The organism is Pseudomonas viridiflava, from assembly GCF_001642795.1.
Taxonomy (GTDB): Bacteria; Pseudomonadota; Gammaproteobacteria; order Pseudomonadales; family Pseudomonadaceae; genus Aquipseudomonas; species Aquipseudomonas viridiflava.
The window spans coordinates 50,641-67,436 of sequence record NZ_LKEH01000021.1; the positions used below are offsets into that span (position 1 = coordinate 50,641).

19 protein-coding genes are annotated in these 16,796 nt (G+C 59.9%); 11 read left to right on the forward strand and 8 right to left on the reverse strand.

Features of this window, described 5'->3' with window-relative positions; translation table 11 throughout:
* The first annotated feature begins 97 nt into the window (after positions 1-97).
* On the forward strand, positions 98-2,944 hold the full coding sequence (locus AO065_RS08305) for a class I adenylate cyclase (protein WP_004887383.1): 2,847 nt from the start codon (positions 98-100) through the stop codon (positions 2,942-2,944).
* A gap of 118 nt (positions 2,945-3,062) precedes the next feature.
* On the opposite strand, the gene rnk is transcribed toward AO065_RS08305, so the two are convergent.
* The 3 genes from rnk to cyaY all read right to left on the reverse strand — a co-directional run bounded on the left by rnk (position 3,063) and on the right by cyaY (position 4,192).
* Entirely contained in the window at positions 3,063-3,470 is a 408-nt protein-coding gene (gene rnk, locus AO065_RS08310; protein WP_004887385.1) for a nucleoside diphosphate kinase regulator, read from the reverse strand.
* 138 nt (positions 3,471-3,608) lie between these two features.
* On the reverse strand, positions 3,609-3,860 hold the full coding sequence (locus AO065_RS08315) for a DUF1289 domain-containing protein (RefSeq protein WP_370454397.1): 252 nt from the start codon (positions 3,858-3,860) through the stop codon (positions 3,609-3,611).
* Entirely contained in the window at positions 3,860-4,192 is a 333-nt protein-coding gene (gene cyaY / locus AO065_RS08320) for an iron donor protein CyaY (RefSeq protein ID WP_004887389.1), read from the reverse strand. Before cyaY ends, AO065_RS08315 begins: the two co-directional genes overlap by 1 nt.
* A 238-nt stretch (positions 4,193-4,430) precedes the next feature.
* On the opposite strand from cyaY, the gene lptM reads away from it, so the two are divergent.
* From lptM to AO065_RS08350, 6 genes are read left to right on the forward strand one after another with little or no spacing between them, the layout of a single operon-like run.
* Positions 4,431-4,580 (forward strand): LPS translocon maturation chaperone LptM, encoded by a 150-nt coding sequence (lptM, locus tag AO065_RS08325; RefSeq protein ID WP_004887391.1) that lies wholly within the window; start codon positions 4,431-4,433, stop codon positions 4,578-4,580.
* 9 nt (positions 4,581-4,589) lie between these two features.
* Complete coding sequence (gene lysA / locus AO065_RS08330) at positions 4,590-5,837, forward strand: diaminopimelate decarboxylase (protein WP_004887392.1); 1,248 nt, start codon at positions 4,590-4,592, stop codon at positions 5,835-5,837.
* A gap of 4 nt (positions 5,838-5,841) precedes the next feature.
* The gene (gene dapF, locus AO065_RS08335) at positions 5,842-6,672 is read left to right on the forward strand and encodes a diaminopimelate epimerase (protein ID WP_004887393.1); all 831 of its coding nucleotides are present in this window, start codon (positions 5,842-5,844) and stop codon (positions 6,670-6,672) included.
* Between the two features lie 13 nt (positions 6,673-6,685).
* Positions 6,686-7,420 carry a DUF484 family protein gene (locus AO065_RS08340; RefSeq protein WP_004887395.1) on the forward strand — a complete coding sequence of 245 codons (735 nt, stop codon included), beginning with the start codon at positions 6,686-6,688 and terminating at the stop codon, positions 7,418-7,420.
* Between the two features lie 2 nt (positions 7,421-7,422).
* On the forward strand, positions 7,423-8,322 hold the full coding sequence (xerC, locus tag AO065_RS08345; RefSeq protein WP_032652342.1) for a tyrosine recombinase XerC: 900 nt from the start codon (positions 7,423-7,425) through the stop codon (positions 8,320-8,322).
* Positions 8,315-9,007, forward strand: a complete 693-nt coding sequence (locus AO065_RS08350) for an HAD family hydrolase (RefSeq protein ID WP_004887399.1) — start codon at positions 8,315-8,317, stop codon at positions 9,005-9,007. The genes xerC and AO065_RS08350 overlap by 8 nt, the downstream gene beginning before the upstream one ends.
* Positions 9,008-9,085: 78 nt before the next feature.
* Here the strand turns inward: AO065_RS08350 and sutA are convergent, their stop codons facing one another.
* From sutA to glnK, 4 genes are all read right to left on the reverse strand, one after another.
* Positions 9,086-9,415 carry a transcriptional regulator SutA gene (gene sutA / locus AO065_RS08355; RefSeq protein WP_004887402.1) on the reverse strand — a complete coding sequence of 110 codons (330 nt, stop codon included), beginning with the start codon at positions 9,413-9,415 and terminating at the stop codon, positions 9,086-9,088.
* A 99-nt stretch (positions 9,416-9,514) separates the two neighbouring features.
* Positions 9,515-9,940 carry a secondary thiamine-phosphate synthase enzyme YjbQ gene (locus AO065_RS08360; protein ID WP_004887403.1) on the reverse strand — a complete coding sequence of 142 codons (426 nt, stop codon included), beginning with the start codon at positions 9,938-9,940 and terminating at the stop codon, positions 9,515-9,517.
* Positions 9,941-10,182: 242 nt separating this feature from the next.
* Complete coding sequence (locus AO065_RS08365; RefSeq protein ID WP_004887406.1) at positions 10,183-11,520, reverse strand: ammonium transporter; 1,338 nt, start codon at positions 11,518-11,520, stop codon at positions 10,183-10,185.
* A gap of 34 nt (positions 11,521-11,554) precedes the next feature.
* Positions 11,555-11,893: a P-II family nitrogen regulator gene (gene glnK / locus AO065_RS08370; RefSeq protein ID WP_002555808.1), complete on the reverse strand. Its 339-nt coding sequence runs from the start codon at positions 11,891-11,893 to the stop codon at positions 11,555-11,557.
* Between the two features lie 419 nt (positions 11,894-12,312).
* Here glnK and AO065_RS08375 point away from each other — a divergent pair, with 419 nt between their 5' ends.
* Positions 12,313-12,579, forward strand: a complete 267-nt coding sequence (locus AO065_RS08375) for an accessory factor UbiK family protein (protein ID WP_004887407.1) — start codon at positions 12,313-12,315, stop codon at positions 12,577-12,579.
* 10 nt (positions 12,580-12,589) lie between these two features.
* On the opposite strand, the gene AO065_RS08380 is transcribed toward AO065_RS08375, so the two are convergent.
* The gene (locus tag AO065_RS08380) at positions 12,590-13,531 is read right to left on the reverse strand and encodes an AraC family transcriptional regulator (RefSeq protein WP_032652353.1); all 942 of its coding nucleotides are present in this window, start codon (positions 13,529-13,531) and stop codon (positions 12,590-12,592) included.
* A gap of 366 nt (positions 13,532-13,897) precedes the next feature.
* On the opposite strand from AO065_RS08380, the gene AO065_RS08385 reads away from it, so the two are divergent.
* From AO065_RS08385 to AO065_RS08395, 3 genes are all read left to right on the forward strand, one after another.
* On the forward strand, positions 13,898-14,881 hold the full coding sequence (locus tag AO065_RS08385) for an aldo/keto reductase (protein ID WP_080597996.1): 984 nt from the start codon (positions 13,898-13,900) through the stop codon (positions 14,879-14,881).
* 301 nt (positions 14,882-15,182) lie between these two features.
* Complete coding sequence (locus tag AO065_RS08390) at positions 15,183-15,806, forward strand: hypothetical protein (RefSeq protein ID WP_004887413.1); 624 nt, start codon at positions 15,183-15,185, stop codon at positions 15,804-15,806.
* A 416-nt stretch (positions 15,807-16,222) separates the two neighbouring features.
* On the forward strand, positions 16,223-16,741 hold the full coding sequence (locus AO065_RS08395) for a BRO-N domain-containing protein (protein WP_004887414.1): 519 nt from the start codon (positions 16,223-16,225) through the stop codon (positions 16,739-16,741).
* Positions 16,742-16,796: the final 55 nt, after the last annotated feature.

Below are 16,796 nucleotides of genomic sequence, written 5' to 3' on the forward strand. Positions count from 1 at the left end.
CAACCCGACCGAACCTGCATTCTTTCGGCTGCAAACCTTCTTCGCCATCTTGCTCAGTTAATCCACGCCTGCCACAGGCCAGATGCCTTGAGTTGCGATGACGCGTAATCTTGAAATCCGCCCCGACCTGGATGAGGGGATCGACCGCAAGGTCCTCAGCCAGCTGCGTAACCGCTTCCTGACTCTCAATGACGGGCGGTATGCCCGTGCCATGGAAGGAATGTCGACCCGCCAGCAGACCGTGCTGACCCTGCTGCCGCTGTTCTTTCATGTGAACCATCCGTTGTTGCCGGGATACGTCTCCAGCAGCACGCCTGCCGGTGTGTCTCATTACGAGCCCGATGCACTGGCGCTGGCCGAAGCGCAGCGGCTCACACGTTCGTTCTCTTACAAAGTCCGTCACGGCAATCCGCCGCAGCCCATTCACGGCCTGTTTCTGATGGGCAGTCTCGGCACGCTGGCTCAGGCCGAACAGAGCGACATGGATGTGTGGGTCTGTCATGACAGCGCGCTTGAAGAAGAAGCCATCGCCGAGCTGCGCAAGAAATGTCAGGCACTCGAAGCCTGGGCCGCGACCATGGGCGCGGAAGCCCACTTCTTTTTGATTGATCCGCAGCGTTTCAAGGTTGGGGATCGCGACACGCAACTCAGCTCCGACGATTGCGGCACGACCCAGCACTACCTGTTGCTGGACGAGTTCTATCGCACCGCCATCTGGCTCGCCGGGCGCACACCGATGTGGTGGCTGGTGCCTGTCTATGAAGAGCAGGGTTACGAGGACTACACCCACACGCTGCTGTCCAAGCGCTTCATCCGCGCAGACGAGGTCATCGACCTTGGCCCGATGGCGCAGATCCCGCCTGCGGAGTTCGTCGGTGCGGGCCTGTGGCAGTTGTTCAAAGGCATCGAATCACCCTACAAGTCAGTGCTCAAGCTGCTGCTGATCGAGGTGTACTCCAGCGAGCATCCTGCCGTTCAGTGCCTGAGCCTGCGTTTCAAGCAGGCGGTGTTTGCCAATCAACTGGACCTGGACGAACTTGACCCCTACATGGTCGTGTATCGCCGCATTGAAGAGCACCTGCTGGCCCGCAAGGAAACCGAGCGCCTGGAGCTGGTCCGGCGCAGTCTGTACCTGAAGGTCAACAAGAAACTGACAGGTCCCGCCCGCCAGCGCAGCAACAGCTGGCAGCGTCAATTGATGGAGCGCCTGACCCGCGAATGGGGCTGGGATGACCGTCAACTGGCGCTGCTCGACAGCCGCAGCCAGTGGAAGGTACGTCAGGTGGCGCATGAACGCCGCGCGCTGGTCAACGAGCTGAATTACAGCTACCGCTTCCAGACTCAGTTCGCCCGCCTGCAAAGCACCGCAGAGGCCCTCGATGCACGTGACCTGACGATTCTGGGCCGCCGCCTGTACGCCGCTTTCGAGCGCAAGGCCGGCAAGGTCGAGTTCATCAATCCGGGGATTGCGCCGGACCTGGCCGAGGACACGCTGACGCTGGTGCACTCGCCCGACAAACGCGAACCTGGCAAACATCAATGGGCGCTGTACAACGGCAATCTCGGCATCCATGAACTGGCCAACTTCTCGCCGATCAAGCGCAGCCGCGAGCTGCTTGAGCTGCTGGCGTGGTGTCACCGCAATAACGTGATCGACACCTCCACCCGCCTGGCGCTGCACCCCGGCACCAGTGATCTGAGCGAATTCGAGCTGTTCAACCTGCTCGGCGCCCTGCAGCAGACCATCGAGCTGCCACTGTCCGACGTCAGCGACGAAGCGCTTCTTCAGCCCAGCGAACCCAGAGAAATACTGCTGCTGGTCAATGTTGGTGTCGATCCGCTCAGGCATCACCGCGACCTGAACATTCTCATGACGACCGAGCGCACTGACTCGCTCAGTTACGCAGGCGTACGTGAAAACCTGGTACTGACCCTGGATCAGATCACGCTCAATACCTGGAATGAAACGCTGGTCAGCCGTTACGACGGTCCGCACGCGTTGCTCGATTGTCTGAGCGAGTTGCTGGGCAGCCTGCCCCAAGGCGCGAGTCAGCCGAAGATTCATGTGCGCTGCTTCTGCCACAACCGCGCCCCGGCCATTGCGCAGCGCGTCGAGGAACTGGTCAGCACTGCGCGCCTGCTGCTCGCCCGGCAGCTCAATCACCGCTACCTGATTCAGGTGCAGCAGCAGTATCACGTACTGGAAATGGTGCCGGGCCGGGTTGGCCATGTGGTGGTCAACAGTCTGCCAGGACTGTTCAAGTACCTGGGCGAAGAACTGCCGCGTTACAGCCCGCTGCATCTGGACCCGCACGCGCTGGACGAGCACGATCTGGCGCTGATTCTGCCGTTCGGGCAGCCGGAATGCATTCAGGTGTTCTACCGTGTCAACGAGGCAGAAGCGGACCTGTATGTGCTGGACGAGCACAATTCACTCTGGCACCAGCGCCTGCCTTATCACGATGAACAAAGCCTGCTGATGCCGCTGCAGCGTTTCTTCCACTCGCTGGTTTACCGCCGGGGCGCGTCGTTGCCACTGGACGATCCCAGCGAGCCGGTCATGCTCGAAACGCTCTATTACCAAGTCATGCCGTCCGGCAACTCCCGTGCCCGCCGCATTGAACCGCGTCCAGCCCCGACTGCGGCGGACAAGCCGTTTTACGACGTGCAGGCGATCATCGAAGAAACCTCGCCGGGGCAGATCAACGTCACGCTGTATTGCGACAACCGCGAGTTTTCCGAACTGGAATATGGCGATCAGCTGTACGAGGCGGTGGCCATGCAGATTCTGGGCAAGCGCCTGGAACCCAAGCGCTACCGCTGCTACATCACGGACCTGGACCTGTCGGGCCTGCTGGATGACGGGCACGGCCAGAGTATCCTGTTCCTGCGCCACAAGGCTGAACTGGAAAAGCTGCTCAATGAGGCGATGGATGAAGCGTGACGGAGCGGTTTCGCGCCTCACGCTCTGCGTAAACTGACCCAATGGGACGCAGAGCGTCCCGGGCTGCATGCCAACGCAGAGCATTGGCACGATCAGATAACAGACTGTGGGAGGTGGCTTACTGATACTCGCCTGCCGCTTCCGGCTGGTACTCGACCGCGAGCAGGGTAAGTTTCAGGGTCTTGCCGCCCGGCGCGGGCCAGTCGATGTGCTGGCCGACCTGGAGGCCGAGCAATGCAGAACCCATCGGGGCCAGCACTGAAACCGTGCCTTCGACGCCTGCATCCTTCGGATAGACCAGCGTGAGGTGATAGTCCTTGCCGCTGCTCTCTTCGCGGCAGTGCACGCGGGAATTCATGGTCACCACGCCTTCCGGCACTTCATCGTGACCGACCACCTGCTCGGCTCGGTCCAGCTCGGCCTGTAGCGCCTGGATACCTGGCGTGGAGTCGTCCTGACTGTCGATCAGGTTTTCAAGACGCTGTACGTCGAGCCGGGTGAGGATGAGTGAAGGGGCAGTGTTCATGATCTGGGCAGACTCCTTTTTCCACGCGTTATAAAAGCAAAACCCCGCCGGGCTGGGCGGGGTTTTGGTGGGCCTCTCTTCAAGAGAAGCAGGTTCTGACACTAACACAGCCTAATAAATACACAACCCGACGAGGCGTCAGCCCGCACTCTGGCCTGACTCGGCGTGTGCCCGACGCTGATCGGCCTGATGACGGATCTGGCGGCGGCGATCGTCATCGGCCGAGCGCCATTCGCGGATGTCTTCGACATGGCGAAAGCATCCCAGACAGACCTTCTGCTCATCCAGCCGACAGGTACTGATGCAGGGCGATGGCACGGCCGGGCTGACATTGCTGAACAATGGCTTGGGCGGCCTGACGGCGGCAGGCTGAGGATTCTGGCTCACGATCAGATCTCGTCGAAGTCCAGCTCGGTGCCGGCCTGTTCAAGCGTCATACGAGCCAGCATCTCGCTCAGCAGCTCATCGCTGGTGTCGCAGACCCAGCGACTTTCGACTTCGTCGTAATCGAAGTGGAAACCGCCGGAGCGAGCCGCCAGCCACAGCTGACGCAGCGGCTCCTGGCGACTGAAGATCAGCTGGGAGCCGTTTTCGAACTTGACGGTCAACACGCCGGCCGAGTTTTCAAGGTCCACGTCCAGGCCACTCTCATCGAACACATCTTCCAGATTTTGCTGGGTGGCATCGACCAGATCATGGAAGCGGGCTTCGGTCAAACTCATTGCGGGAACCTCGGAAAATGTCTACTGAAAGCGCAGTGAAGGCACGATACGGACGCCACCTGCCAAATGCAAAGCATACCCGTCATTGACACCGGGCTGACGCAATAATCCGGCGTAACCGGCCATTGCCCGCACAATCGCGTCCAAACCCCGCCGGACGGGAGGCGCATCACATAGGCAAGCCGCCGGGTGGTGGGTATACTCGGGCGCAATTAATGCTTTTACAAAGGATTTCGCCATGAAGCGCCTGATCTCTTCGCTTGCTGCGCTCGTCGCGGTGGCTTGTCTTGTTACGGCCTGCGGTCAAAAAGGCCCGCTGTACCTGCCGGACGACACCAAGTCTCCCGATGAACAAGCCAAATCGCACTCGTCGCACAAGCATCTTTAAGGGAATCCCATGGACGCCTTCAACTACCGCGACGGTGAGCTGTTCGCGGAAGGTGTAGCTTTGTCTGCCATTGCCGAACGCTTCGGCACGCCGACCTATGTCTACTCCCGCGCTCACATCGAAGCGCAGTATCGCGCCTATACCGACGCTCTGGACGGCATGCCGCATCTGGTCTGCTTTGCGGTCAAGGCCAACTCCAACCTGGGCGTGCTCAATGTGCTGGCCCGTCTCGGCGCAGGCTTCGACATCGTCTCGCGTGGCGAACTGGAGCGTGTTCTGGCGGCAGGCGGCAAGGCCGAGAAGATCGTGTTTTCGGGCGTCGGCAAGACCCGTGAAGACATGCGTCGCGCGCTGGAAGTCGGTGTCCACTGTTTCAACGTCGAGTCCACCGACGAGCTGGAGCGTCTGCAGAGCGTTGCGGCCGAGCTCAATGTCCGTGCGCCGATTTCCCTGCGCGTGAACCCGGATGTCGATGCGGGCACTCACCCGTACATTTCCACCGGCCTCAAGGAAAACAAGTTCGGCATCGCCATTGCAGACGCTGAAGACGTTTACGTGCGCGCCTCGCAGTTGCCGAACCTTGAAGTGATCGGCGTCGATTGCCACATCGGCTCACAGCTGACCACGCTCGAGCCTTTCATCGACGCACTGGATCGCCTGCTGGATCTGGTTGATCGCCTGGGCGACTGCGGCATTCATTTGCACCACATCGACCTGGGTGGCGGCCTGGGTGTTCGCTATCGCGATGAAGAGCCACCGCTGGTGGCGGATTACATCAAGGCCGTGCGCGAACGTCTGGCCGGTCGTGATCTGGGCCTGATGTTCGAGCCGGGGCGCTTCATTGTTGCCAACGCAGGCGTGCTGCTGACCCGCGTCGAATACCTCAAGCACACCGAGCAAAAGGACTTCGCCATCGTCGATGCAGCCATGAACGACCTGATTCGTCCGGCGCTGTATCAGGCCTGGATGGACGTCACGGCTGTGCGCCCGCGCGACGGCGTTGCACGCCCGTATGACATCGTCGGACCGATCTGCGAAACCGGTGATTTTCTGGCCAAGGGCCGCGAGCTGGTGCTGGCCGAAGCTGATCTGCTGGCCGTACATTCGGCAGGCGCGTATGGTTTCGTCATGAGTTCGAACTACAACACGCGCGGTCGTGCTGCCGAAGTACTGGTGGACGATACGCAGGCCTTTGAAGTGCGTCGTCGCGAAACTGTGGCTGAGCTGTTCGCTGGCGAAAGCCTGCTGCCGGAGTAACCCCATGCTGCTGCGTTTTACCAAAATGCACGGGCTGGGTAACGACTTTATGGTCCTGGACCTTGTGAGTCAGCACGCGCATATTCTGCCCAAGCACGCCAAACAGTGGGGCGACAGGCACACCGGTGTCGGTTTCGATCAGTTGCTGCTGGTCGAAGCGCCGAATAACCCGGATGTGGACTTTCGCTACCGCATTTTCAATTCCGACGGGTCGGAAGTCGAGCAGTGCGGCAACGGTGCGCGCTGCTTCGCCCGTTTCGTGCTCGACAAGCGTCTGACGGCCAAAAAGCAGATCCGTGTCGAGACGAAAAGCGGCATCATCGAACTGGATATCCGCAGCGACGGCCAGATCAGCGTCAACATGGGTCCGCCACGCCTGATCCCGGATGAAATTCCGTTTCAGGCGCCAGCCCAGGCCACGAGCTATACCCTCGATGTAGATGGACAGAGCGTTGAGCTCGCCGCCGTTTCGATGGGCAATCCGCATGCGGTACTGCGGGTGGATGACATCAACAACGCCCCGGTTCACGAACTGGGCCCGAAGATCGAGCATCACCCGCGCTTTCCGGCACGGGTCAATGTCGGGTTCCTGCACATTGTGGATCGTCAGCGCGCGCAGTTGCGTGTCTGGGAGCGCGGTGCCGGGGAAACACAGGCGTGCGGTACCGGCGCTTGCGCAGCGGCAGTGGCCGCCATCACCCAGGGCTGGATGATGTCGCCATTGCTGATCGACTTGCCCGGCGGGCGGCTGTCCATTGAATGGGCAGGCCCGGGGCATCCTGTGATGATGACTGGCCCGGCCGTCAGGGTTTACGAAGGCCAGGTTCGTCTTTGAGTGAGCATATGTGATGACCGATAAGCCTCCGGCTTCAACCGGCACCCCCAGCGAATCGCCTGCCGATAGCGCAGCGCCAAACCTTGAAGCAGAGGCGGTCATCGCCTTTCTGCTGCAGCATCCGGACTTCTTCGCCGAGCACGACGAGCTATTGGTGTCGATGCGCATTCCGCACCAGCGTGGCGACACGGTTTCGCTGGTCGAGCGCCAACTCAAGCTGCTGCGCGAGCGCAACATCGAGATGCGCCATCGCCTTTCGCAACTGATGGATGTGGCCCGGGACAACGACCGGCTGTTCGAGAAAACCCGTCGCCTGAATCTGGCGTTGATGGATGCCACCAGCCTGGATGAGATCGTCATCGCCGTGGAAGACAGCCTGCGTCAGGACTTTCAGGTCCCCTACGTCAGCCTGATCCTGTTCAGCGACACCCCCATGCAGGTCGGACGCTGGGTCAGCAGCGCAGAAGCGCAGAAGACCATCGGTGGACTGATCGGCGAAAAGGTCGTGTGTGGTGCTCTGCGTGAGCATGAGCTGGCGTTTCTGTTCGGAGCAGAGCAAGGCAAGGAAGTCGGTTCGACCGCCATTGCCAGCCTGAATCACCTCGGCCTGCATGGCGTGCTGGCCATCGGCAGCCGCGACCCGCAGCATTACAAAAGCTCGGTCGGCACCCTGTTCCTCAGCTACATCGCCGACGTGCTGAGCCGCCTGCTGCCACGCTTCGCACACTCGCTGCGTTCGGTCCGCTAGCCATGGAACAGCATCTGGACGCCTACTGCATGCACCTGCGCAGTGAGCGGCAGGTGTCGCCCCACACGCTGGAAGCCTATCGACGCGATCTGGACAAGGTGCTGGCGTTCTGCAAGAAAAACCAGCTGCCCAGCTGGACCGCACTGGACATTCAGCACCTGCGCAGCTTCACGGCCCGCCAGCACCAGCAGGGGCAGTCCTCGCGCAGCCTCGCACGCATGCTTTCCGCCGTGCGTGGTTTCTACAAGTACTTGAACCGCGAAGGCGTGTGCCAGCACGATCCGGCAAACGGCCTGTCGCCACCCAAGGGCGAGCGCCGCCTGCCCAAGACGCTGGACACCGACCGAACCTCGCAGCTGCTGGACGGCGCGGTCGAAGATGACTTTCTGGCCCGTCGCGATCAGGCCATTCTGGAACTGCTGTATTCCTCGGGCCTGCGCCTGTCGGAACTGACGGGACTGAATCTGGATCAGCTGGACCTTCGCGACGGTCTGGTGCAGGTGCTGGGCAAGGGCAGCAAGACTCGCGTGCTGCCTGTAGGCAGCAAGGCCCGTCAGGCGCTGGAAGCCTGGCTTCCGTTGCGTGCACTGGCCAATCCGCAGGACGACGCCGTGTTCATCAGCCACAGAGGCACGCGTCTGGGGCCTCGTGCCGTGCAAAGCCGGGTCAAGGCCTTCGGCGAACGTGAGCTGGGACAGAACCTGCATCCGCACATGCTGCGCCACTCCTTCGCCAGCCACCTGCTTGAGTCTTCACAGGACCTGCGTGCCGTGCAAGAGCTGCTGGGCCACGCAGACATCAAGACCACGCAGATATATACCCACCTGGACTTCCAGCACTTGGCTACTGTTTATGACAGCGCTCACCCTCGCGCCAAACGCAAAGGATCTGTAGATGATTAAGCTGGTGACGTTCGACCTCGACGACACACTCTGGGACTGCGCGCCTGCCATTGCTGGCGCCGAAGTGTTATTGCGCGACTGGCTGGCCGAACACGCGCCCAGGCTTGGCTCTGTGCCGGTGGAGCATCTGTGGGAAATCCGCTCGCGACTCGTCGAGGCCGATCCGTCGTTCAAGCACAGGATCAGCGCCCTGCGTCGCCGGGTGCTTTTCCATGCACTGGAAGACGCCGGTTATGAAGAGGACGAGGCACAGGATCTGGCCGACCAGAGCTTCGAGGTTTTCCTGAAAGGGCGTCATCAGGTACAGATCTTCCCGGACGTGCAGCCGACCCTGGAAATCCTCGCCAAAACCTTCACCCTCGGCGTGATCACCAACGGCAATGCCGATGTGCGCCGACTGGGCCTGGCCGATTACTTTTCCTTTGCGCTGTGCGCAGAAGACCTGGGCATCGGCAAACCGGATCCGGCGCCATTCCTGGAGGCTCTGAGGCGTGGCAATGTGGACGCCAGTGCCGCCGTGCATGTCGGCGATCATCCGAGTGACGACATCGCAGGTGCTCAGCGCGCAGGCATGCGGGCGATCTGGTACAACCCGCAAGGCAAGGTCTGGGATGCCGATCGGCTGCCGGACGCGGAAATTCACAACCTGTCGCAATTGCCCGAAGTGCTGGCCCGCTGGGCATGAAGTCAGGCGCCTCTCAAAACGCAGCCAAGAAAAAGCCCGCAGCGACGGCGGGCTTGTTCTCATACGACGTCTGCTGCCTTAGATAGGGCGGCTGCCGTATTTATTGTCAGGCTTCTTGGGCGGATCGGCGACCACGTTGGCCTCCACTTCCTGCACCTTGCCACCACGCGCCAGGAATTCTTCCATGGCACGGGCAAGAGCATCACGCTCCTTGTTCTTGGCTTCTACGCTGGGCAGCTCGTCGACCGAAACTGCAGCCTTGGCCTTGCCTTTGGCAGCCGGTGCCGAAGGCTCGGCATCATCCACCTCGGCAACGTCGTCTTCGGGAGCAGCGGCAAGCTCCTCGCCGTCGTCCTCGCCTTCCAGGTCGTCTACCAGATCGTCGTTGTCGTTGTCGTCGTCGCTCATGTTGTACCTCATGACTTGCGAAAGCAGATTAGTTATAGCCCAGCAGCCCCAAGAGTCTAAGGCTGTCGGAAAAAATTCAATAACCACTGACCCCAGCGGTTATATCCATTCACCCTGAAGAGTGGCCAGGACGTTACGAGAACCACCAGCATCTCGATGTTCGCCCAGGTAAACGCCTTGCCAGGTGCCCAGCGCCAGTCGCCCCGCCGTAACCGGCAACAGCAACTGGCAGCCCAGCAGACTGGACTTGAAGTGCGCGGGCAAGTCATCAGGCCCTTCATCGTTATGTTCATGTCCGGCCACGCCCTGGGGCACCAGCCGGTTGAAAAAACGTTGGAAGTCACGACGTACTGCCGGATCGGCATTCTCGTTGACGGTCAACGAGGCCGAGGTATGTTGCAGCCACAAGTGCAGCAGACCGACTCGACAATCCCGCAGCTGAGGCAAGCCTGCCAGTATCTCGTCGGTGACCAGATGGAACCCGCGAGGCCTGGCCCGCAAGGTAATTCCGGATTGATGCCACATACCGTTCTCCGCACCTTCGGCGCGCATTCTAACTCGCCTGAGAAAAAAGCAAAGCGCGCAATAAACCGGCTTCCCTGCAAGTTAACGAAGACTGTCGTGACAACGTTACAAGCGCTGCGTCATGTTGCCGAAATCATTGACGCGGGCACATCAGTGACAGCAGAAATCCGCGGTTTATCCGCAAACGTCAGACAAAAAAATGCCCGGCAAAACCGGGCATTCCTTTTTCAGCGCAGCGGCTTTTACAAGTTGTAGCCACGCTCGTTGTGTTGCGCAAGGTCCAGACCGACGGACTCTTCTTCTTCGGTGACACGCAGGCCCATGACCGCGTCCAGCACCTTGAGGATGATGAAGGTCACGATGGCTGTGTAAACGACCGTGAACGCGACGCCTTTGAACTGAATCCAGACCTGAGCGCCGATGTCGGTCACCGTGCCGAAGCCGCCCAGCGCAGGCGCTGCGAAGACGCCGGTCAGGATCGCGCCGACGATACCGCCGATACCGTGCACGCCGAATGCGTCCAGGGAGTCGTCGTAGCCCAGCTTGCGTTTCAGGCTGGTGGCGCAGAAGAAGCAGATCACGCCTGCCGCCAGACCGATGATCAATGCGCCCATCGGGCCGACGGTACCGGCTGCTGGCGTAATAGCCACCAGACCTGCAACCACACCCGAGGCGATGCCCAGAGCGCTTGGCTTGCCGTGGGTCAGCCACTCGGCGAACATCCAGCCCAGTGCAGCAGCGGCGGTCGCGATCTGAGTGACCAGCATGGCCATGCCAGCAGTGCCGTTGGCGGCTGCAGCAGAACCTGCGTTGAAGCCGAACCAGCCTACCCACAGCATCGCGGCACCGATCAGGGTGTAACCCAGGTTGTGCGGAGCCATCGGGGTGGTCGGGAAGCCTTTACGCTTGCCCAGTACCAGACAGGCGACCAGACCGGCTACACCGGCGTTGATGTGCACGACGGTGCCGCCAGCGAAGTCCAGAACGCCCCAGTCCCACATCAGGCCACCGACGCCGCCCCAGACCATGTGGGCGATTGGCGCGTAGACCAGCGTGAACCAGATACCCATGAAGATCAGCATCGCGGAGAACTTCATGCGTTCTGCGAAGGCGCCGACGATCAGGGCAGGCGTGATGATTGCAAAGGTCATCTGGAAGGTGACGAACACCGCCTCAGGGAACAATGCCGCAGCGCCGGTAATGCTCGATGGCGTGATACCCGCCAGGAACGCTTTACCCATGCCGCCGAAGAAGGAATTGAAGTTGACGACGCCAGCTTCCATACCAGTGGTGTCAAACGCGATGCTGTAGCCGTAAACGACCCACAGGATGCTGATCAGGCCGGTGATGGCAAAACACTGCATCATCACGGACAGGATGTTTTTCGAGCGAACCATGCCGCCGTAGAACAGGGCGAGGCCGGGAATGGTCATGAACAGGACCAGAGCGGTGGCCGTCAACATCCAGGCTGTGTCGCCGGAATTGAGCACGGGCTCGGCCACTGGATCAGCCGCCAGGGCCAGGCCAGGTACTGCAAGGGACAACAGGGCTCCTAGCCCTGCGAATTGACGCAGAGTCATATTGTTTTCTCCTGGGGCGTTGGGGTTTGGCGGCTTAAATTGCGTCGGTATCGGTTTCGCCGGTACGGATGCGAATGGCCTGTTCCAGATTGACCACGAAAATCTTGCCGTCACCGATCTTGCCGGTGTTGGCGGCCTTGGTTATGGCCTCAATGACGCGATCCAGATCCTTGTCATCGATGGCAACATCGATCTTCACTTTTGGAAGGAAGTCGACAACGTATTCAGCACCGCGGTACAGCTCAGTGTGACCCTTCTGACGCCCGAAGCCTTTGACTTCAGTGACGGTGATGCCCTGCACGCCGATTTCCGACAACGACTCGCGGACGTCATCCAGTTTGAACGGCTTGATGATGGCAGTGACTAGCTTCATGAAAACTTTCTCCCGAATTGGTGGACTTGCCCCAGGAAAACAAACCCGACTCAAGTCTAAGCGCAGTGTCTGGCTTTGTAACGCGTCGGTCGCCTGATCGGGCCAGACCAACGCCAGAAAACCGCTTCTGACGAAACACTTCCCCGCTCCGCCTGCCGCACTGCATTCGTCACAGCGACTGCATCAGTGCATGGGTCACAAGCCACTAAGCAGAAAGCTTGCCATCTCGTGAATATTCATCAAATACAGGTCGTTGGGCCGCATTAAGGCCGCCAAGGCCCGGCACAGCCAATAAGAACGCACAACCGTGGTGCATACGTGCACGCGCGTCTGCTCCATAAGCGCGCACTCCCACCCTTGGGAAATGACTATAGACACTGCGTGCTACACTGCCGTGCATCTGATTCAGGAAAACCATCATGCTCGCGCCCAAAGCTTTCCTCGACGCCCTCAGCGGCCACGCCTCGCGCCTTTTCAACGGCGAAACCCCCGTGCCCCGCAGCGAATTCGAAACCCAGTTCAAGACCCTGCTGCAAAGCGGCTTCAGCAAACTGGATCTGGTCAGCCGCGAAGAGTTCGACAGCCAGATGGCCGTCCTCGCCCGCACCCGCGCCCGCCTGGAAGCGCTGGAGGCCAAGATGGCCGAGCTTGAAGAGAAGATGGGGCCGGTTGAGAAGGCTGAGTGACTCATCAGCCTCAGACAGGTGCTGGCTGATCGCCAAACTGCCGCGCCTGCCTTATATCGCGTGAGGGCGGCGCCCCGAAACGCCGGGCGTACTCGCGACTGAACTGCGAAACACTTTCATAGCCGACCCGCAATCCTGCCGTATTCGCGTCCAGCCGCTCGGTGAGCATCAGACTGCGGGCGGCATGCAGGCGCAGCGTCTTCTGATACTGCAACGGGCTGGTACCGGTGAGTTGCCGAAAATTGTGGTGCAGGGTCGAACTGGCCATACCTGCCATCCCGGCAAGCTCGGCAATTCGCAAAGGCTCGGCGTAGTTTCGCTTGAGCCAGTCGATGGCTCGCACAATACCTCGCGAGCGATACCCTTCCCTGACGATCCAACGAAGCCAGTAGCCCGCATCGCTGAGCAGCAGCCGAAGACAGACTTCTCGCTTGACCAGATCCGCCATGAGCGCAATTTCCTGCGGCCTATCCAGCAAGGCGACAAGGCGGCCGAACACATCGATCAGCTCGTCCGTTGCTTCTCCCGCAGCGTAACAACGGGTCGGAATAGTGCTGTCGACTTCCGGAACGCTTTGAACGATGTCGTGGAGCAACGCCATGTCGAGCTTCAAGACGATCGATAGATAGGGACGCTCGACGCTGGCGCGTATCACCTTGGCCGTGGTGGGAATATCAATGGATGTCACGAAAAAGCTGCCCGGCTCGGACACCACTTCCTCGGTCCCGAAAACCGTGTGCTTGGTGCCCTGAACGATCAACGCCACACAGGGTTCGTAGACGCAATAATCCGGCAGCCCCGGCGCGTCCATTCGGTAAAAAGTCAGTCCCTTGATCACGCTGGGACAGACTTCTTTACCCCTGGTTATCGCAGTCAGCCGCTCAGTGAGTCGCCTCAGCCCCTCGCCTTTCCGATCGAGACCGGATGCAGAAAACGTCAAGGATGGATTCATGAAGACGACTCTGCGAAGAGGAAAGTCGCAGTGTGCGCAGAACACGCCATCCGCTCAAGTGCCCCGGCAGGATTGTGCAAAAAGACAGTCGGATTGTGATCACGCCGCCCAAAAGCTCTCGTCTATCTTGAGGGTCCTGGTTGTTCCCAAAGACCCTCAAGCAAGGAGCCTGCAATGGATCGACGCGACTTTCTCAGGCTTTCGGCGAGCAGTGCGCTGGCAGCGACAATCCTGCCGATGACTGCCAATGCTCAGACATTGAGCAGTGCACCACCATCCGGCGAACGCGGCAGCGTAATGCCGACCAAGGGGAAAGTGACGCGTTCTACCCTTCCAATAAACCCGTCTCAGCATAACCTTCGCTACATGACACCTTACCGCCTCGGCATGGGCGGCACGCAGATCGGCAATATCTTCGCCCCCATCAGCGATGAACAGGCCGCAGCCGTTTTGCAGTCCGCCTGGGATTCGGGAGTGCGCCTGTTTGATACATCACCTTTCTACGGCTTCGGTCTTAGCGAATATCGCCTTGGACGTTTCCTGCACAACCGAAACCCCGACGATTACGTGATCTCCACCAAAGTCGGGCGGGTGCTCAAGGCAGCAGGGAAGCCGGTTGGCGATAGTTCGATCTGGACCTCTCCGGCGCCTTTTGAGTACCGCTATGACTACACCGCCGAAGGCGCAAGACGCTCGGTAGAGGACAGCCTGCAACGGCTCGGACTCGCACGGCTGGATGTGGTTTACATTCATGACCTGTCGCCAGACAACACCGAACTGCAAGGCGGCTGGGAAGCGGCCTACGAGATTGCTCGCACCGGAGCCATGCGCGAACTGGAGAAGATGCGCGACGAGGGCCTGATCAAAGCGTGGGGCTTTGGCATCAACCGCCCCGATGCCGTCGTCCGCGCTGTGGAAAGCGACGATCCGACGCCGGACATCGTCCTGCTGGCGTGCCAGTACTCAATCATCGATCACGATCAGGCGCTCGAACGAACGCTGCCCGCCCTGGCAAAAAAAAGCACCAGCGTAGTGGTTGGCACACCGCTCAATGACGGTTTCCTCGGCGGCGGCAAGCGCTTCAACTTCTCACCTGATTTGCCACGCTTTGCCGTCGAACGCCGCGCCAAACTCGCAGCCATCGCTGCACGTCATGGTATCGACATGCGCACCGCCGCCCTGCAGTTTGCTGCCGCCCACCCACTGGTTTCAGCCATTATTCCCGGCTCCCGCGTACCGGGACAAATCGCCAGCAATGCCCAGTCCATGAAAGTGGCTATCCCAGGCGACTTTTGGGCAGAGGCCAAGCGTGAACGGCTGATCGCTGAACACGCCCCGGTTCCGGCCTGACGGGCTGGAACTGTCGGGACACATCAGAAAAGAGCACCCGGGCATCAACTGCCGAGGTGCGCTTTTTCATCAATCTCACGAGAAAACCGTTTCGGTGCTCAGAAAATTCGCATCGTGACTTGGGATGAGCTGTTTCATCTGCCATACGAGGGATTACACTCGCCTGTCTTTCAAGGGCTGGTCTCGGGCTTTGGACTGTTTAACAAGTCTCGACACCCAGGACGCCTTTGAAGTCGAGATTCGATGAGCCTCCAAATCCATCGAAGGAACGGAATCCCCCTCACTGGCACCGGAAGTAAATATGACACCTCGACTTTTCACCTGCCGATGGCTGATCGCGGGAGCGCTCTCGCTCTGCATTGGCACACCCGCTCTCGCCGAAGGCCTGACGCTGCGCTCCGGCAAGTACGAGCAACTGTTGCTCGCTGTCACGCCCGAAGGACAGATCGAGGGGTTTTATGCCGAAGAACGCGGTACAGGCACTACGTTCAGTTGCGCGTTCTACCTGCAAGGCAAGGTCGAGTCAGGGAAAACCAGCCCGGTATCTTCCTGGCTCGATGGGGTTTATCCGGGAACCGTAGAGCCGTCCATCGATGGGGTGGTTCTGACCGTCGAACAAGGCCAGCAACATCCTGGCTGCATGAACGTGCTGATGCCGGACATTTCGACAGGACTGGACCTGAGCCGAACCGCGAGCAAAAAATGGATCGGACTGGTGACCGTTACGGCCGACAAGGCCTGGCTGCAGAAAACCCCGGACGCCAGGTCCACTCGTGGCGCTTACATCGTGAAGGGTGATGTGGTTGGGGTGCTGGCGTTCAAGGATGGCGCGGCGAAGGTTGAGTTTGTCGATGGCGACAACCGTTCGTTTATGGGGTGGATTGGTCCGGATCAGTATGCTCGGGTGAAGATGCCTGGAGGTTGAAATGCTCTGGCTACGTACGTCCGCCCTAAGTGTTCTTTCAGTGCTTTGGCGCTGCATAACACAGCGGTAAGTGACATCTCATGAACTCGGCATACCTTAAAGACTTTACCTACGGCCTTGCCGGACTCCTCCTTAAAGAGGCCGTATTCGATCCTGACAGCACTTTACCAACCAAGCATTTAACCTCTCCACCAGCTGAACATTCAGCCAGCGGATTTGGCGATCCGGTCATGGACCTATAGCATTGCTCCTTCAAGCCTCGGCAGACCAAGCCGAGGCTTTATGGTAGCTGTGTGCGGGAGACCTTCGGGTCTGCCGGGTATCCATACCGGTTCGCCAACCTGCACACAGCCGCCACCTATTCGTTTGGCGACGGAAAGGTTGCGGAATCGATTTTCATAATGGATTTCTGCCTCATGGATAAAAACCTCAGCCCGCCCCATATCCCCACCCTCTTCACCCGCCACAAGGCCCACCTGCACGCCATACGCCTGCAAGATCAGACCTGGTTCTGCGCTCGCGATCTGGGCATTCTCATGGGGATGTTTCTCGACGAATTCCGGGCACGCAAGCTCGCTCCTGATCAGCGCAAGACCTTGTGGCTGGAACGCTACGGCGAAGCGCAGGAGACGTTGATGGTGAGCGAGTCGGGGGCTTATGCACTGCTGGTCTACCATCACGCGCCGCACAACGGCCCGTTGCGCGAGTGGCTGGAGCATCACGTTGTGTCGACCTTGCGCGACATGCAGCAGCCACCTGAATCGCAGCGTCCTACGCTGGGCTTGCTGCAGTGGCCGGGTGTGTCGTTGAGCTTGCTGAACTGGCAGGACGAGTCGTGGATTCGCGTGCGGGACATGCCGGAGACTCTGTTGGAGCAATCGCGTCAGGGCGGCGGAAAGACGGCTTCTTGGTGGCGACGGTTACGCGCTCTCTGAGTTGAAAAGCATGAAGTGATCGCGGTGCTGGGCTCGACGAAAACCACGCATGTTG

Bases quoted from the DNA above. Each gene is read 5' to 3' on its own strand.
- AO065_RS08305 (WP_004887383.1), top strand. From the start codon at position 98: ATGACGCGTAATCTTGAAATCCGCCCCGACCTGGATGAGGGGATCGAC.
- rnk (WP_004887385.1), bottom strand. From the start codon at position 3,470: ATGAACACTGCCCCTTCACTCATCCTCACCCGGCTCGACGTACAGCGT.
- cyaY (WP_004887389.1), bottom strand. From the start codon at position 4,192: ATGAGTTTGACCGAAGCCCGCTTCCATGATCTGGTCGATGCCACCCAG.
- lptM (WP_004887391.1), top strand. From the start codon at position 4,431: ATGAAGCGCCTGATCTCTTCGCTTGCTGCGCTCGTCGCGGTGGCTTGT.
- lysA (WP_004887392.1), top strand. From the start codon at position 4,590: ATGGACGCCTTCAACTACCGCGACGGTGAGCTGTTCGCGGAAGGTGTA.
- dapF (WP_004887393.1), top strand. From the start codon at position 5,842: ATGCTGCTGCGTTTTACCAAAATGCACGGGCTGGGTAACGACTTTATG.
- AO065_RS08340 (WP_004887395.1), top strand. From the start codon at position 6,686: ATGACCGATAAGCCTCCGGCTTCAACCGGCACCCCCAGCGAATCGCCT.
- xerC (WP_032652342.1), top strand. From the start codon at position 7,423: ATGGAACAGCATCTGGACGCCTACTGCATGCACCTGCGCAGTGAGCGG.
- AO065_RS08350 (WP_004887399.1), top strand. From the start codon at position 8,315: ATGATTAAGCTGGTGACGTTCGACCTCGACGACACACTCTGGGACTGC.
- sutA (WP_004887402.1), bottom strand. From the start codon at position 9,415: ATGAGCGACGACGACAACGACAACGACGATCTGGTAGACGACCTGGAA.
- AO065_RS08360 (WP_004887403.1), bottom strand. From the start codon at position 9,940: ATGTGGCATCAATCCGGAATTACCTTGCGGGCCAGGCCTCGCGGGTTC.
- AO065_RS08365 (WP_004887406.1), bottom strand. From the start codon at position 11,520: ATGACTCTGCGTCAATTCGCAGGGCTAGGAGCCCTGTTGTCCCTTGCA.
- glnK (WP_002555808.1), bottom strand. From the start codon at position 11,893: ATGAAGCTAGTCACTGCCATCATCAAGCCGTTCAAACTGGATGACGTC.
- AO065_RS08375 (WP_004887407.1), top strand. From the start codon at position 12,313: ATGCTCGCGCCCAAAGCTTTCCTCGACGCCCTCAGCGGCCACGCCTCG.
- AO065_RS08380 (WP_032652353.1), bottom strand. From the start codon at position 13,531: ATGAATCCATCCTTGACGTTTTCTGCATCCGGTCTCGATCGGAAAGGC.
- AO065_RS08385 (WP_080597996.1), top strand. From the start codon at position 13,898: ATGACACCTTACCGCCTCGGCATGGGCGGCACGCAGATCGGCAATATC.
- AO065_RS08390 (WP_004887413.1), top strand. From the start codon at position 15,183: ATGACACCTCGACTTTTCACCTGCCGATGGCTGATCGCGGGAGCGCTC.
- AO065_RS08395 (WP_004887414.1), top strand. From the start codon at position 16,223: ATGGATAAAAACCTCAGCCCGCCCCATATCCCCACCCTCTTCACCCGC.